The 16,927-nt window shown below is 46.4% G+C and carries 8 protein-coding genes; 4 read left to right on the top strand and 4 right to left on the bottom strand.

Features of this window, described 5'->3' with window-relative positions; genetic code table 11:
• The first annotated feature begins 29 nt into the window (after nt 1-29).
• Nucleotides 30-2,486 (top strand): ABC transporter permease, encoded by a 2,457-nt coding sequence (locus JT717_RS12305; RefSeq protein WP_205510769.1) that lies wholly within the window; start codon nt 30-32, stop codon nt 2,484-2,486.
• Between the two features lie 60 nt (nt 2,487-2,546).
• Here the strand turns inward: JT717_RS12305 and JT717_RS12300 are convergent, their stop codons facing one another.
• The 4 genes from JT717_RS12300 to ggt all read right to left on the bottom strand — a co-directional run bounded on the left by JT717_RS12300 (nt 2,547) and on the right by ggt (nt 11,064).
• Nucleotides 2,547-7,328 (bottom strand): translocation/assembly module TamB domain-containing protein, encoded by a 4,782-nt coding sequence (locus JT717_RS12300; protein ID WP_205510768.1) that lies wholly within the window; start codon nt 7,326-7,328, stop codon nt 2,547-2,549.
• 402 nt (nt 7,329-7,730) lie between these two features.
• Nucleotides 7,731-8,549 carry a KilA-N domain-containing protein gene (locus JT717_RS12295; protein WP_205510767.1) on the bottom strand — a complete coding sequence of 273 codons (819 nt, stop codon included), beginning with the start codon at nt 8,547-8,549 and terminating at the stop codon, nt 7,731-7,733.
• Between the two features lie 211 nt (nt 8,550-8,760).
• Entirely contained in the window at nt 8,761-9,312 is a 552-nt protein-coding gene (locus JT717_RS12290) for a DUF1572 family protein (RefSeq protein ID WP_205510766.1), read from the bottom strand.
• Nucleotides 9,313-9,351: 39 nt separating this feature from the next.
• Complete coding sequence (ggt, locus tag JT717_RS12285) at nt 9,352-11,064, bottom strand: gamma-glutamyltransferase (protein WP_205510765.1); 1,713 nt, start codon at nt 11,062-11,064, stop codon at nt 9,352-9,354.
• Between the two features lie 454 nt (nt 11,065-11,518).
• Between ggt and JT717_RS12280 the strand changes: the two genes are divergently transcribed.
• From JT717_RS12280 to JT717_RS12270, 3 genes are all read left to right on the top strand, one after another.
• On the top strand, nt 11,519-14,065 hold the full coding sequence (locus JT717_RS12280) for a M14 metallopeptidase family protein (RefSeq protein ID WP_205510764.1): 2,547 nt from the start codon (nt 11,519-11,521) through the stop codon (nt 14,063-14,065).
• A 179-nt stretch (nt 14,066-14,244) separates the two neighbouring features.
• Nucleotides 14,245-16,761 carry a PIG-L family deacetylase gene (locus JT717_RS12275; RefSeq protein WP_205510763.1) on the top strand — a complete coding sequence of 839 codons (2,517 nt, stop codon included), beginning with the start codon at nt 14,245-14,247 and terminating at the stop codon, nt 16,759-16,761.
• A complete protein-coding gene (locus tag JT717_RS12270; RefSeq protein WP_205510762.1) occupies nt 16,762-16,917 on the top strand; it encodes a hypothetical protein in 156 nt (51 codons plus the stop codon). It begins immediately after the preceding gene.
• Nucleotides 16,918-16,927: the final 10 nt, after the last annotated feature.

Below are 16,927 nucleotides of genomic sequence, written 5' to 3'. Positions count from 1 at the left end.
AACAGCATCCAAGAGGCAAAACGATATTTATGCTTAAAAATTATTTCAAGACCGCCTTCAGAAATTTGATCCGTAACAGGAACTACACGATCATCAATATCTCCGGTTTGGCTGTAGGTATTGCCGTTTGTATGATGATCTTTATCATTATACAATTTGAAACCAGCTTCGATGGTTTTCACACGAAGAAAGACCGCATTTTCCGGGTGTTGACCGAATACCATCATGCAGATGCTGATAACGCATATGGGCGAGGCGTTCCATTCCCAATGCCTGCCGGATTGACAACTGCTTTTCCGGAAATAGAACAGGTAGCCCCGGTATATGCAAGTCACAATGACGAGTTGCAGGTGCTTGATGAAAACGGGCGGCCAATAAAGAATTTCAGAGAAGGGAGCGGTGTATTCTTTACAACGCCTTCATTCTTTACAATATTCAATTTTCCGTTGCTCGCCGGTTCGCATGCCTCATTAAAAGATCCGAACAATGTATTACTTACCAAAGAGATCGCAGAAACATATTTCGGCGACTGGAGAACCGCGTTGGGCAAATCCATTAAACTCTCAGGAACCTATCGCATCGGTGCCGGATTGTTCAATGCCGGGCCAACAGTGCTCACAGTGTCAGGTATTCTGGCCACCATACCGGCAAATACCGACTTCCAGTTAAAATTGGTAGTGGCCTACGGAACGGATTTCACAGGGGATAAACAATACGGATTTCAAAATCCCAATTGGAATGGAACAGCACCTGATTTTGGCTGCTATGTATTGTTGCCACCAGGTATTGCTGCTGACAATTTCAACCAGCAGTTAAGAGCCTACTCGCGAAGAATGGCGCCTGCGGACAATAAAGACAGCCATATTATACAACCATTAAGTGCGGTGCATTATGACACAGAAACCGGTAATTACAGCAACAAAACGATCAGCCATGAACTGCTGAACGTATTGTGGTTGATCGCAGCATTCATTCTGTTAATTGCCTGCGTAAACTTTATCAATCTCTCTACCGCGCAAGCTGTTAACAGAGCCAAAGAGATCAGCGTAAGAAAAGTTTTGGGGAGTAATCAATATCAATTGCGGTGTCAATTTCTCATTGAAACATTTTTGATCGTTACAAGCGCTGTGCTGCTTGCTTCGCTAATTACTATGCCCCTGTTGCCTTCTTTAAATAATCTTTTGGAGCATTCACTTTCCTTCAATATCCTGGACCCTTCCATTATTTTATTTCTTCTGATAGTAACAGCTATGGTAACCGCTCTTGCAGGGTTTTATCCTTCCATTGTTTTATCCCGTTTCAGCCCGGTGAATGCTTTAAAGAGTAAGACCATCGCAAATACCGCAAAGGGATTTTCATTAAGAAAAGGCCTGGTGGTGTTTCAATTCATCATTGCGCAGGCACTGATCATTGGAACACTCATCATTGTAGAACAAATGAATTATTTTATGAACCGGCCCCTGGGGTTCGATAAAGACGCCATCGTGAATGTTCCTTTCCGGCCGGATAGTACCGGCGGCAAACTGACGGATTATTTAAGGCAGGAATTTATGACCGTGAAAGGTGTGCAGGCCGTAAGCTTTAGTTCCCACAACCCGGTGGAAGACGATAACGATATGTGGACTACATTCAAATTTGACCATGCCACAAAAGAAGCAGGCTTTAAAGTGATCACCAAATTCGCCGACGACGAGTATATGCCAACGTATAAACTACAGCTGGTAGCCGGAAGGAATTTGCAGCCTTCCGGTTTAACAAGAGAATTTTTGGTGAATGAATCGCTTGTGAAAAGTTTGGGATTTAAAAGAGCGGAAGAGATCCTGAACAAAGAAATAAGCATATGGGATGGCCTGATAAAATGTCCGGTGGTGGGTGTGTTGAAAGATTTCAATAACAGGTCTTTTCGCCATCAGTTGGCGCCGCTGATCATTACTACAAACAATACGATGTACCGGCAGGCTTCCATAAAGCTGGCCACAACAGAACTGTCTTCGTCTATGGAAGCTGTTAAAACGATCTGGGAGCGAACATTTCCCCAGTATGTTTATGAATACAGGTTCCTCGATGAGAAAATTCATAACTTTTACAAACAGGAAAGCCAGTTAGCGCAGCTGTATAAAATTTTTGCAGCCATAGCAATATTCCTTAGCTGCCTTGGTTTGTATGGATTGGCCTCATTCATGGCGGCGCAGCGAACAAAAGAAGTTGGTATTCGGAAAGTACTGGGCGCTACTGCAGGTAATATCGTTTATTTATTCTCCAAAGAGTTTATCATACTTATTGCCATTGCCTTTGCGATCGCTATGCCTTTTGCATGGTATTACATGCACCAATGGTTGCAGGATTATGCTTACCGCGTCAGGATCAGCTGGTGGTTATTTGCCGCATGTGGGTTCGCCTCCATCATTATTGCACTTGCAACGATAAGTGTACAGGCGATAAAAGCAGCCATTGCAAACCCGGTAAAAAGCTTAAGGACCGAATAATTGGTTGAAAGATGAATTTGATGTCTATGGCTGCTCCTTAGGCGCCAGCATGTTTAGCTTTTAATTGCTCCCTGTTTCGTTGCGGGATGTATCGTTATTGACCACGGGTGGTTTCAGTTTTTTCTTGCGGTCGGCACGCCAGAGATCGCTCAGCCGTTCGAAGTCGCGGCGGTAACTGATGCTGGCGCCGGAGCGGTTTTGACGTGCACCGGTACCCGCCAGGTAATTGTAGGAGTCGCGATAAAAGAAGGTGAGCACGAGTTTACCGTCCTGGCGTATTTTCCAGTCGGCAGAAATATCCGGCAGGAACTGCAGGTTCTTTGTAGCCTGCACCTGTTGCGGTGATAAACCAAAGTCAACGGCACTACCAAAGGTGAAGGTGAGCCGTTCGTTCAAAAAGCTTTTGCCAATATTGAAATTGAGATTGGTGCGGTCGATATTCAATTTGCTGCGGTCGATATTGTCAACCAGGTTACTACCATTGTACAACTGGGCATTGAAGTTCACCTTAATGCTTTTGTCGTTAAACAGTTTCTGGAAAATGCTGGAGAACTGTTTGCTCAGGGCGCCCGATAATACCCCGGAAATACTATTCACTACCACCCCGCTGAAGGCAAGGCTGCCAATATTGTTCTGGCTGGAAGAAGATACAGGCCCGAAGCTGTTGAATACAATGAGGAAGGCTACCTGTTTATTCAACTCGTTCTGGTCACGCTGGATCAACTGCAAAATGCGCAGGGCATCCGGATCATCCTTTAAGGGGCTGTTCGTAGGCAGCTCTATCTGGAAGGCGATATCCGGCTTCATAAGGCTTTTCGTTAACGAGGCCACCACAATTACTTTACCGCGGTATTTGCGCACGTTGGAGTTGGCATTGGTAACCGCTTCGGTTGCCAGGTCGCTAAAGCGCACATCGTCTGCTTCGTACTCGGCATCGATCTTTATGGTGGCATCGTAAGGGTCGCCCCGCCATTGGATATAGTTACCGGTGTTCTCTTTTAGTTTAAACGGTTTACGCAGCAGACTCTGGAAATTGAAATTATAGTTTCCGCGGTCTATTTCATACCGGCCTGTAATGCTGAAATTGCCATCGGTACCGGTGTTCATTTTAAGGTTGCCATGGCCGTTAGCCTGTATCACATCGCCCGTTAATTCATCGAGGATCACATACATGTTGGCGAAGTTGTTTGCCGTAACATCAAGCGATACGTGCAGGTTGCTGGCATCGGTGCTGCGCACGGCTTTCATTTCGCTACCATACTGTTTCCACACAACAAAACTGGCCTGTCCGCTTTCACGGCCGGTTTGTGAACGGATGTTCAGTTTGGAACTATCGGCCGGTTCGCCGCGCACATCCAGCCGCATATCTTCCAGCGGGCCTTTGAATGTGGCATTGGCTTTGGCGATCAGGGTACCAAAAAACGGGTCTTTGCTGGAGCTGCCGGTATTCAATACCATGAGCTTATTGGTATTGAAAGCAAAATCAAAATACAGGTCGTCAAAAGCCCGGTGTCTTAATATTCCGCGGGTAATTTGACCGGTATTGCCTTTTTCATCCTTGAATTTAAAGGCGCCGAAGTCAATCTGGTCTTCCTGGAAATCAAAAACGGCCGATGGTATTTTGTACAATACATTGGTGTAGATCACCCGCAGTTCGCCATCACGCAATTGCATGCGGCCCAGGTATTTCAGGTCGTTGGGCGGGCCCACAATGCGCAACTGACCTGTAGCATAGCCATCCAGGTCAGTGAAAACGTCAGAAAGGTATTTGTCGAGCAGCCTGATCTTTGTATCCTTAAAGTTGCCGGTAATATCCAGCGGCGCCGTATGGGCCGTATCTGACAGGTTATACAGGCCGTTCAGGTCAAATATGTATTTGTCGTTTGCTGAAATGGTTTTGAAATTTACCCTGTTGGTCACCTGGCTGTAATTGGCATTCAGTTGCAGTTTGCCAATGGAGTCATTGTCGAGCCGGAACATCTCCGCTTCGCCGGCAAGGTCAACCTGTAATTTGCCAAAGGGATCAATAATATCGGCAGTAGCAGTAAGCAAACCTTCGAGCCGGTTGTCGGTAGTTACATAAGGCGCGAAATCGCCGATGTTCACTTTTTTCAATTCTACTTTTATGTCGTTGGTATTGCCAATATCGGAAGGGTGGGTGGTAACCAGGATCTCCTGCTGACCATTATAGATCTTTACGCCCTCGGCCGATACCAGCTCTTTACTCAACACCAGTTCACCATTCTTTTCAATGGTCCAGTTTTTACCATTCAGGTCGAAGTTCGATTCATTAAAGGTTATGTGCACACCGCCCGGCATGGTTTGTACCCGGGCAAACAGGTCGGCCGAGTTGAGGGTTTGATTGGCTGCCGTTTTCAATTGTACCAGCGACATATCCTTCGCTGACCGCACTCGCAGATCAGTACCTGGGAAATGCAGGCTGTCGTTCAGGTATACATCGGCAATAGTGCTGCTGAGCGACAGGGAATCGTAATTGCCGGTGCCTTTCAGATTGAGGTTATAAAAGAAAATATTTTTATAGTTGAACTGCGGCACTTCCGCATTGAGGTCCAGTACATTCTCCTTACTGTTGATGCGGCCGGTAATAGTGCTATAGTTAAAACCGCCGAGGTTCTTATCGATAAAGCTCATGTATTCATCCACTTTTTTGGTGGTGAACACAAAGCTGAAGTTCTCGTTCTTCAGTTCGCGTCGCGATGGTTTAATGTAGCTGGGATAGTATTTATTCAAAAAAGAGCGAACGGCATCGGGCAGGTCCCTGATGGAGAAGTCGCCAACCAGCGCACCATCGAATTCATTACTTACTACAGTGATCACCTTGTTGTTGCCCATGGCCTTTGATTCAATACTGAGCGAATCGAAAGAAATGGGTTTGCTGTCTTTCAGGATAGACGCCTCGTAGATACGTGCAGTACCCAGGAAGTTATCGATATTGCTGCCGGTAAAGTTCATCCTAAACTTACCTTTTACCTCAATACTGTCGCGGGTAAGTTTAACATTCCGGAGATCGGCCTTGCTCACTTCCGCATCAAAATTGAAAGCCGGTACTTTCTGGCTGAAATCGACCAGTCCGTTCAGCCGGGCCGTTAAATTGGGGTCGTTGCTGATCACCTCTCCATTGAACAGGCGTTTGGCAACGGTTCCTTTAACGACTATATTCTGATAATTATAATTGTTTACATCGAGTGAGCGGATATTACCATCCAGTTTGGCGTTCAGGGTGCTGGCTCGCAGGCCCCGGCCGTTTACCGAACCTGTAAAGTTGATCTTGCCCACCTGCGGCGCATCTACAAATTCGCCCAGGGCAAAAGACCTGGTTTCAATGCTGCCGGTGTAAATGGTGGGACCATTGTCGGGAAATTTCATATTCACGTCGCTCACCACTACACCGAGCCTGGTTTCGATCGTACCATAAGTAACAAAGTCTTTTATGAAACCGGTGAAGTTACCCCGGAAACGCAGGTATTCCAGTTTATCGAGCCTTGGTTGCTCAATGCCTTTGAGGTCGGGAATGATGGTGATGGCATCGCGGTAAGTGGTCCTGAATTCATTCGCTTCAAAGTCGATATAGGTCTTATCGAGTTTGGTAAGGCTGTTCAGCCGGATGTTGCCGTTGAGATAAGTGTCTTTGCCGGCTTCAATGATCAGTTTACGGGCGCTGAGGTTTTCGATTGTGCCTTTGACCTTACCGGTAACGCGGATCTCTTTCTTCCAGGCCTGCAGTTCGGGGGCAAAGTATGCGATGTCGTCGCTGTTCAGTACGGCATTCGTAAAATCGCCTTCCATACGTACTTTGTCTTCAAAGTCGCTCATGTCGTCGAAGGTAGCATAACGCATGGCGAAGTAGTTCTGCAGGTGGCTGCGATTGGTTTGAATGTCCAGCCGGGCAAATTCCATCGCTTCGGGATGCCAGGTGACCCGGGCGTTCAGTTTTTTGACCACGAGGCCGCTGCGTTCTTTGGTAGAAAGCAATAAGCCGGCGGTGACCGTATCCTGTTTGAAAACTACCTTGTTAAAAACAGCTTTGATATCGGTGAAGAGGATATGATTGCCATCGAAGTATTCGTATGGGAGCCTGTCTGTTTGCACGTCGTTACGGAAAGTGCCTTTATCGAGGGTAAGGCGGTCAACGGCCACATCCCAATTGCCGGGGTTCCAGCGCAGCTTTTTGGGATCGTTGATGATAGCGGCGGTGTCGGGTTTGGGCCTTAGGGAGTCGGGCCGGTTACCATCGTAGTTATAAATGGCAAAAACCGGTTTATGGATGGTGATGCTGTTGATGTGGGCAGTGCGTTTTTTCAGATTGATCTCATCGGCATCCACATCCATTGAACCCAGCTGCAGGGTCATGTCTTCACCCCGCCATCCATCCGTCTGGATCAGCTTTACGTTCCGGAATTCTACTTTTTCGAGGTCAAGATCGATGTCGTCCTGCTTTTTTACTTCTTTCTTTTTCGGACTGCTGAAATAGTCGGCCAAGAAGCGATAGTTCCAGGTGCTGTCGCTGCGTTGCAGGTGGATGAGCGCATCTTCGAGGCCGATATAGTTCAGAACAATCCGGTCTTTCAGAAAGAACCAGTCGGTCAGATTCACTTTTACGGCGCCGGCATAAAGCAGGGTATCCTTGTGCTGGTCGTTTACGAGGGTGCCTTCGAGCACCATTTTATTGAATAAAGCGAAATCAACGTGTTTAATGCGAACGGTAGCGTGGAGGTTTTTGGAAAGTTTACCGGTGATCTGTTTTACCAACCAGTTCTGGACAAAGGAGGTTTGAATAGCCAGCCAGGCTAAAATGATCAAACCGATCAGCACCAGCAGCACGGTCCGGGATATTTTCCAAAACTTTCTCAGGGTTGGAGCGTATTAAATGTAAAAGTAATAAAACAGTTTCCTATCTGGCGCAAAATCAATACCAATGAGTTGTTTTTGAGCAACTTTTCAGTGGCTTTAACATCCCCGGCAGGCGGTGGTGCGCCGATAGCTGTATTGAACATACGTAAAATGGCTATGAAGGTTGGTTATTTCATTGGTTTTTAACGAACAATTTGGGTAAATGGTTCAAAACAGGTAAACGGGGTAAATGGTCTCTATCGGTAGGGAGCAGTGTGAAGTAAGATAGTTAAAACAGATGGTTAGTCAAAGCAGGGGAGTGGGTATTTGTCGATTGGGAACTTTCTCGCGGCAGACAACCGGACAAAAGGCCGCAGCCGGGACAGCAAGATTTTATTTTAGTTTTTTCAATGCATTGTTTGCGAGCAGTGATTTCATTTGGGAGATGGCAATTTCATTAAGTTGTTGCAGGCGTTGAGATTGCGAAAGTTCCTGGCGAAGGAGAACGGCATTGATGCTTTCGAGGTTACTCAATACCACCAGTTGCTCAAGGCTTGCTTCATCCCGGATATTACCGGATTTCCCGGGATTTTCTTTTCGCCATTCTGTGGCCGTTTTTCCAAAAAGCGCCATGTTCAACAGGTCGGCTTCACTGGCATAAATGGTTCCGGTTTGCTGGCGGGTCAGTTGGGGTGGGATCAATGTTTCTTTTATGGCATCAGTATGAATGCGGTAATTTATTTTGGACAGGGTACGCTGCAGGTTCCATTCCAGCTGATGGGTTTTATTTTCTTCATCTTTTAACCGTTGAAATTCTTTAATGAGGTATAGTTTGAACTCGGGGCTGAGCCAGCTGCCAAATTCGAAGGCGATGTCTTTGTGGGCGAAGGTGCCGCCCCCATAACGGCCGGCCTTGGAAACGAGGCCAATAGCGTTTGTGGCATCGATCCATTTTTTCGCAGAGAGTGTAAAACTGTTTAATCCCGCCTGGTTTTTAAACCTATCGAATTCGATGGGTTTAAAATCCGGATTATAGATCTGTTCCCAGATACCTAAAAATTCAATTGTATTACGGTTCCTTAACCAATTGTATATAATACTTTCATCACCAAATGACCTCACCATATCTGTCAAGGAAATATAATCCTGCTCCTTCACTTCAATGATGGTAACGGGTGTTTCCTTTACCATGATCACCTTGTTGTTAGGCATAGCGCTGATTTTATCGTTTGAAAGTACAACAAAAGCGGCTATGCGCTATTTGATATTGATCAAAAAATGCATATGTAAATGAGAGCAAATGTTTACTTAAGCCGCAGTTTTTGCGGATTGCCAATTGCCAATTGTGAATTGTGAACTACGAACCGCGAACTACCAATTGTCAATCGTGTATTGTGAACTGCGAATTGTGAACTGCTATTGCCTAATGATTCTTCGCCGGATCCTTTATGCCATCACTCTTGTTATAAGCTTCCGATTTTCCCTTTTCGATCGAGAGGCTTTGCCAGCTTCTATCCTTAATGATCTTGCCAATGTAGAGGATCTGTCCAACGTGATAAGGGTAATGCGCCAGTTGCCGGTTGATGGCGTCGATCACGGACAAAGGTTCTTCCCGGATATAGATCGTTTTCAGCAGGTCATTTTCGGTGAGCGCCGTAAGTGCATTCAGAAAGCAGTTCCAGCCTTCTTCCCATAGCAGCAGCAATTGCTCGCGCGAATAATCATGCACCTCAAATTCTTCGTCCCGCTGCCGCCAGGCTTTTTCACCATCTTCAGTGAGGAAATTGGTCCAGCGGCTAAGCATATTTCCGCTCAGGTGCTGGATGATCACAGCGATGCTGTTCGATGCCTCGTTTGGCGTAAAATGCAAGTCGGCTTCCGTTAACTGGTCGAATGTCTTTTCGCCCAGGCCCTTGTAATAGCGTAACCGTTTAATGGCTGTATGCAAAAATTCGGTACCTATTGATGTAGACATAACTGAAAGTTTTAGGTATGATATGAATGGGGCAGGGGGTTAATATCCTGCCGCGGAGTCATCGCCGCGTTTATCGGCCACTGCTTCAAAATGCCCATTTTCATCAATGCGAATCACTTCCGTTCGGCCAATGGAGCCCCGCTGGGTAACCTTGTAACCCATTTGCTGCAACTGCTGCCTTACTGCCTGCGGAAAATCGGCCTCCACGAAAATCTCATCGGGCAACCATTGATGATGAAATTTAGGTTTATTCACGGCATCTTCGGTGCTCATGTCAAATTCGAGGATGTTGATCAGGGTTTGGAACACCGAGGTGGTGATCGTTGTGCCGCCTGGTGTGCCTGCCACGATAAAAGGTTTATTGTTTTTTAATACGATGGTAGGCGTCATAGAGCTGAGCATGCGTTTTCCCGGGGCAATGGCATTGGCATCAGCGCCAATGGCTCCATACATATTGGGAACACCCGGTTTAATACTGAAATCATCCATCTCATTGTTCAAAAGAAAGCCTGCGCCGCCCACCACCGTTTTACTGCCGTAATGTCCATTCAGCGTAGTTGTTACAGCTACGGCATTGCCGTTTTTGTCGTATACGCTGAAATGGGTTGTTTCTTCGCTCTCCGCAATAACCCCCGCCTGAACCACCTGGCTGCTGCCAGCCGTTTGCGGCTTGTAATCTTTCATTCTTTCTGCAGCATACGTCTTGCTCGTTAATTTTTCAGCGGGTACTTTATAAAAATCAACATCGCCGAGGTATTTAGCACGATCGGCATAGGCGCGCCGTTCTATTTCTGTCATCAGCTGTACGGCCCTGGCCGACTGAAAGCCATATTCTTTTACTGGTTTGTCTTCGATCATGTTCATCATTTGCGGCAACAAAATGCCGCCGCTGCTTGGCAGCGGCATGGTGAGTATCTTATAGTTTTTGTAATCGAAAACAACCGGCTGCCGTTCTTTTGCCGTATAACTTTTAAGGTCGCCATAATTGATGATGCCATGGGCCCGTTTCATTTCTTCTACGATCAACCGGGCGGTTTCTCCTTCGTAAAATTCCTGCCTACCCTTGTCCCGGATCCTTTTTAATGTATTGGCCAGTTGCTGCTGCACCAGGGTGTCGCCGGCTTTCCAGCCACCGGGTTTTACAAAGACAGGGGTCACCGTATTGTATTTGATAAAATCCTCGCGGGCATGGTTCAAGCTGCGGGCTTCTGATGCGGTTATTACAAAGCCTTTTTCGGCCAGGTCAATAGCGGGTTGAATTAATTTTTTAAAGGGCAGGCTGGCGTATTTCATGCACTGGAATAAACCCGCAACAGTACCCGGAACTCCAGCTGCCAGGTGGCCATTTTGACTTAATTCCGTTTGTGCATTGCCCGCCTGATCGAGATACATATCACGGTGTGCGCTAGCCGGGGCTTTCTCGCGGTAATCGATGGTGACATCAGCACCGTTTGCGAGGCGGATAACGGTAAAACCACCGCCTCCGATATTCCCTGCACCCGGGTAGACTACCGCCAAAGCCAACTGGGTAGCTATTGCGGCATCTATGGCATTGCCGCCCTGTTTCAAAATGGCAATACCGGTTTCGCTGGCCAGCGGATGCGCGGAGACCACGGCACCATTTGAACCTGTTACCTTTTTTTGAATGGAATAACTATATGGGTTAACCGGTGTATGCGCAGGTGTACGCAGCCCGGAACATGCGGTGAAAAGCAGTACTAACGGGAACGTATATAAAAGGACAGCTTTCATATTAAAGAAAAGGTTGAGTAGCTAAAATTAACAAACCAAAATTAGCTGGCGGTTTTTTTTATAATTACGTTAAATGTTTTAATTTTAGAGCACTAACAAAAACTGTTTACGGGGATCAAACCACATGAGCTTATGAGAAAGAGCCATTGTACACGGCATTTTGCAATCTTCCTTTCATATAAGTTACTGGTTTCTCTGCGGGTTTTTGCTTTCTCTTTATTGTTCATACGGTTAAGATTTCTTGTCAACCCATATATTAACGCAGGCATTGTCATAAACAGCAGTCGGGTCAAATAGCGGCCGCTGCTACGGTTTATATAGATCACTGACGCAAGATCAATTGCGTTCTAATAAAAACTTAGTGGTCACATGAGAAAATAAAAGCATTTCACTTTGGTGAGGTGCTTTTTTCATTTTCAGCGTTTTAATTACTTTCACGGTACATTTTTTAATTATGAAGAAAGTCCCCGCCGGCGTAGTATTGTTATTATTCATTTCCAGTTTCGCACTGGCCCAGGTAAAATCGCCCGATCAGTTCCTGGGATACAAATTAGGCGCCCGGTACACCCCTCATTTTAATATTGTCAATTATTGCAAACAGGTAGCGGAAGCGGCGCCCGATATGGTAAAGCTGGAGCAATATGGCACTACCAATGAAGGCAGACCCTTATTGTTATTGTACGTGAGCTCGCCCGATAACCTGGCCCGCCTGGAAGCCATCCGGCAAAATAACCTGCGACTCGCCGGCATGGCGGCCGATAAAATGGCCCCTGATGAAAAAGCGCCTGCCATAATCTGGCTAAGTTACAATGTGCATGGCAACGAAACTTCTTCTTCCGAAGCTGCCATGCTTACGCTGTTCGAGCTGGTGAATCCGGCCAATACCAAAACAAAAGAATGGTTGAAGCATACCGTGATCATTATCGATCCCTGTATCAACCCCGATGGCCGCGACCGGTATGTGAACTGGTTCAATTCGGTAGTAGGCGTGCAACCCAATCCGCAGCCTTTTACCCGCGAGCATTCGGAACCCTGGCCCGGTGGCAGGCCCAATCACTATTATTTTGACCTTAACCGCGACTGGGCATGGCAAACACAGGTTGAAACCCAGCAGCGCATTGTAAAATATAATCAGTGGCTGCCGCAAATTCATGTAGACTACCACGAACAATACTATAATAATCCCTATTATTTTGCCCCGGCGGCCGAACCATACCACGAAGTGATCACGCCCTGGCAGCGCGATTTTCAAACGATCATTGGCCGCAACAATGCCAAATATTTCGATCAGCAGGGGTGGTTGTTCTTTACCAAAGAACGTTTCGATCTTTTTTATCCCAGCTACGGCGATACCTATCCTTTATATAAAGGGGCCATCGGAATGACTTACGAGCAGGGCGGGCATAGCCGGGGTGGTGCTGCCGTGATCAACCGGGATGGCGATACCCTCACTTTATGGGACCGCCTCTACCATCATTTCACTACCGGCATGAGCACTATTGAAACCACTGCGCAAAATGCGCCAAAGGTGGTGCAGGAATTCAGGAAGTATTATGACAAAGCACGTACCTCACCACCGGGAGAATTTAAATCCTATGTTGTTAAAGCGGATGAAGGCGATAAAATTACCCGGTTAAAGCAGCTGCTCACCCGCAATAATATTGAATGGAATCATACCGGCAACGGCAGCTATAACGGCCTTAATTATTACACCGGTAAAATGGTGTCGTTAAAAACAGACAGCCATGATATTGTGATCAATGCCAACCAGCCTAATGCCAACCTGGTGAAAGTGCTTTTTGAAAGGAATTCCCGCCTCAGCGATACAGTGACCTATGATATCACCGCCTGGTCGATCCCCTTTGTATATGGACTTACCACATATGGATTGAGCAGTTATATAAGCGGTTTGCCAAAGTCGGCAGTAACTGATAAAACGAAAATAAGAACCATCAATGGCCAGCATCCTGTTGCCTGGCTGGTACGCTGGAATGGCCTGAACAGTGTACAATTCCTGAGCACCGTATTGCAGCAGAAAGTAAAAGTGCGGTATGCAGAGCAGCCGTTCAAAGCCGGCAATGAAGATTTTGATAAAGGAACGCTTATAATCACCCGCACCAGCAACCAGTCGCTAGGTACTTCATTAAGCAGTATCATCAATAAAGCAGCCGAAAAAGCAGGCATCGGGTATACGGCCGTTTCTTCCTCTTTTGTTGAAAAAGGATTTGATTTTGGTTCTGAAAAAGTGCACACCATGCAGGCGCCAAAGATCGGGCTGCTGGCTGGAGAAGGTATTTCTTCCCTAAGCATGGGCGAAGTATGGCATTTCTTCGATGTTCAGATCGGCTATCCCGTAAATGTCATCTGGGCTAGCGATCTTACAAAAAATATGTTACGCGACCTGGATGTGCTGATCCTGCCCGACGGTAATTACAAGTTCTTAGCTGACCGCTCGATGAATGAAGCCCTGAAAGACTGGGTTACCACCGGGGGCCGCGTGATTGCATTGGAAAGCGCCGTGGCGCAGCTGGCAGCTGCAGACTGGGGCATCCGCATCAAAAAGGGAGACGATGATAAAGGAGATAAGGACGATATAACCGATAAAAAAGAAGATTACAGTATGTTGCGCCGCTATGAAAACCGGGAGCGCGATTTTATCCCGGGTTATAATCCCGGATCCATTTATAAAGTAGAACTGGATAATTCGCATCCCCTGGCTTTTGGTTACGATGAAACTTATTTTACCCTGAAGCAGGACAATACCATCTATGAATTCTTTAAGGATCTTGGCTGGAATGTGGGCGTCATTAAAAAAGATAACCAGGTAGCCGGTTTCGTAGGTTCAAAGCTGAAAGATAAATTAAAAGACGGCTTGCTCTTTGGCGTACAGGATATGGGGCAGGGCGCTGTAATTTACCTGGCCGATGATCCGCTGTTCAGAAGCTTTTGGGAGAATGGCAAACTGCTGTTCAGTAATGCCGTGTTTATGGTGGGGCAGTAAAGTCAACAGGCAATTGACAATGGGCAACCCCGGATCGATAAATTTCCGTTTGGTTTTGCCTATTGCTTATTGGCATTGCCTATTGATTGACCATCCACCATGTTAAAATTTACCAGCGGATTGGAACACTGCTCTGCATTGTGTTATTTTGCCCCCGGATTAAGATCAAATTTATCAGAATGAATGAATTTTACCCCGGGCGATTACTATTGCTGATTGCTCTGCTGTACGTACTGCCGGTGTCGGCACAAACACCCCCTGCCTATACATCGGCCGATATCTTCCTGCAGCTCAAAAAATTGAAAGTATTAGGTTCCGTATTATATATAGCTGCCCATCCCGATGACGAGAACACCCGTTTACTGGCATGGCTGGCGCGCGAACGATTGTACCGTACCGGTTATTTATCATTGACCCGGGGCGATGGGGGCCAAAACCTTATCGGCGACGAACAGGGCATTGACCTGGGCCTGATCCGCACGCAGGAATTACTGGCAGCCCGCCGCACCGATGGCGCCGAACAGTTCTTTAGCCGCGCATTTGATTTTGGCTTCAGTAAAAGCACTGATGAAGCACTGGAAAAATGGGGTAAGGAAAAAGTGCTCAGCGATGCTGTCTGGATCATCCGCAAATTTCAGCCTGATATTATCATTACCCGTTTTCCGGAAGACAGCCGGGCGGGGCATGGACATCACTCCGCTTCTGCTGTCGTAGCCCACGAAGCATTTAAAGCCGCTGCGGATCCCAATCGCTTTCCTGAGCAATTGGGAGCAGGCGTACAAACCTGGAAAGTAAAACGCATATTCTGGAATACCTTCAACTTCGGAACGACCAATACTACCAGCAGCGATCAACTGAAAATAGATGTAGGCGGTTACAATGCCCTGGTAGGGAAAAGTTACGGAGAAATAGCTGCTGAGAGCCGCAGCCAGCATAAAAGCCAGGGTTTTGGTGTGCCTGGCAGCAGAGGTACGCAATTGGAATATTTTTCCTTCACCGATGGTGAACCTGCACAAAACGACCTCATGGATGGCATTAATACCAGTTGGGCAAAAGTAGAAGGCGGTGCTGCCATAGATGCACAAATTGATGAGATCCTGAAAAATTATTCCATTGCCAACCCCGAAAACACCGTTCCAGCGCTGGTAAATTTATATAAGGGAATACAGGCATTAAAAGACGGCTACTGGAAAAAGCAAAAGCTGGAAGAAGTACAGCGCCTCATAGAGCAATGCAGCGGCTTATTTATGGAAGCCACGACCGGTAATGAACAGGCTGTAGAAGGTGATTCGGTAAAGATAAATCTGGTCATCAATAACCGCTTGGGCGCACCCGTTCAACTGAATAAGATCAATCTCGATGTACTGGACACCACCCTGTCGCTAAACCTGGAAAAGAACCGGAATATCAGCCTTCAGAAAACATTTTATGTATTCACCACCAAGCCGATCTCACAGCCATACTGGCTGGAAAAAAAGATGAGCGATGGTTCTTTTACCGTCGATGATCAGTCGCTGATCGGGAAGCCTCAGAACGAACCAGCATACCAGGTCCGCTTCGACCTGCTTATTGCCGGTCAACCATTCAGCTTTTATAAACCGGTGCAATACAAACATACCGACCCCGTGAAAGGAGAATTATACCAGCCCCTGGTGGTGGTACCTTCTTCAACCGTTACTACCGAACCCAGCATTGTTATTTTCCGTAAAGGAGAAAAGCAGCGTGCTGAAGTAGCCATTACCGTAACCGCTAATAAACGGTTTACCGGTTACAAGGCCCGCATTTCAAAAAGGCTTACCTACGACAACTCTACAAAAACAGATAGCAATTTTACCGTACAGCCAGGCAGTCAACGCCAGTATATTTTTACTATCGACAATGCCATGCTGAAAGACAAGGAGCAGGATTTTGTGCAGGCATTTGTTGAATTGAAAAATGGAACCGAAGAGCAACCAGCCTACCTGAACCTGACTAATATCCGGTACGATCATATACCCCACATTCATTACTTCTACCAGGATGCCATCAAGGTATTGAACATAGATATCAAAACGGTAGGGAAGAAGATCGGTTATATCGAGGGCGCTGGTGATAAAGTGACCATTGCCTTACAACAAATGGGCTATGAGGTAACGGTGCTGAAAGAAAAGGATATTACACCCTTTACCCTGAAACAGTTCGATGCTATTATAACCGGTGTGCGCGCATACAACGTGCATGATTACCTGGAAGGTAAACATGCTGTGCTTATGGATTACGTAAAGGACGGTGGTAACCTGATCGTTCAATACAATACCAGTAATTTTATAAGCTCGGTAACAGACAAAATAGGCCCTTATCCATTTGCGATCTCCCGCAACCGGGTTACCGATGAAAAGGCAACCGTGAATTTTCTGTTACCCAATCATCCCGTATTAAACTATCCTAATAAGATCACCGCAAAAGATTTTGACAACTGGGTGCAGGAAAGAGGTATCTATTTTGCCGACCAGGTAGACAGCGCCTATGAAACTCCCTTGTCGATGGCTGATCCGAATGAAAAAGAACAAAAAGGCAGCCTCATCATTGGCAGTTATGGCAAAGGCAAATTTGTATATACCGGGCTGGTATTCTTTCGGGAGTTACCAGCCGGCGTTCCGGGGGCCTACCGGTTACTGGCCAATATTATTGCATTAAATAAAAAGAAAGGTTTTTAGATGGGCCCATTATCAAAGCGCGAGTGGTTTTTCATAATTGCCATTATTGTCGGACTGATCTTAGGTAAGCTGTTAAAAAAATTGACCATTGGCCTGGTGTTAGGTGTATTGCTGGCATTTATGGCCGTCATGATCTTTTCGAATAAAAAGAAATAACATAAACTCA

This window comes from Longitalea arenae (assembly GCF_016924755.1).
Classification (GTDB): Bacteria; Bacteroidota; Bacteroidia; order Chitinophagales; family Chitinophagaceae; genus Niastella; species Niastella arenae.
The sequence above is the reverse complement of the archived record's forward strand: the minus strand, read 5'-3'. Positions and strand labels throughout refer to the sequence as shown.

Bases quoted from the DNA above. Each gene is read 5' to 3' on its own strand.
- JT717_RS12305 (WP_205510769.1), top strand. From the start codon at position 30: ATGCTTAAAAATTATTTCAAGACCGCCTTCAGAAATTTGATCCGTAAC.
- JT717_RS12295 (WP_205510767.1), bottom strand. From the start codon at position 8,549: ATGCCTAACAACAAGGTGATCATGGTAAAGGAAACACCCGTTACCATC.
- JT717_RS12290 (WP_205510766.1), bottom strand. From the start codon at position 9,312: ATGTCTACATCAATAGGTACCGAATTTTTGCATACAGCCATTAAACGG.
- ggt (WP_205510765.1), bottom strand. From the start codon at position 11,064: ATGAAAGCTGTCCTTTTATATACGTTCCCGTTAGTACTGCTTTTCACC.
- JT717_RS12280 (WP_205510764.1), top strand. From the start codon at position 11,519: ATGAAGAAAGTCCCCGCCGGCGTAGTATTGTTATTATTCATTTCCAGT.
- JT717_RS12275 (WP_205510763.1), top strand. From the start codon at position 14,245: ATGAATGAATTTTACCCCGGGCGATTACTATTGCTGATTGCTCTGCTG.
- JT717_RS12270 (WP_205510762.1), top strand. From the start codon at position 16,762: ATGGGCCCATTATCAAAGCGCGAGTGGTTTTTCATAATTGCCATTATT.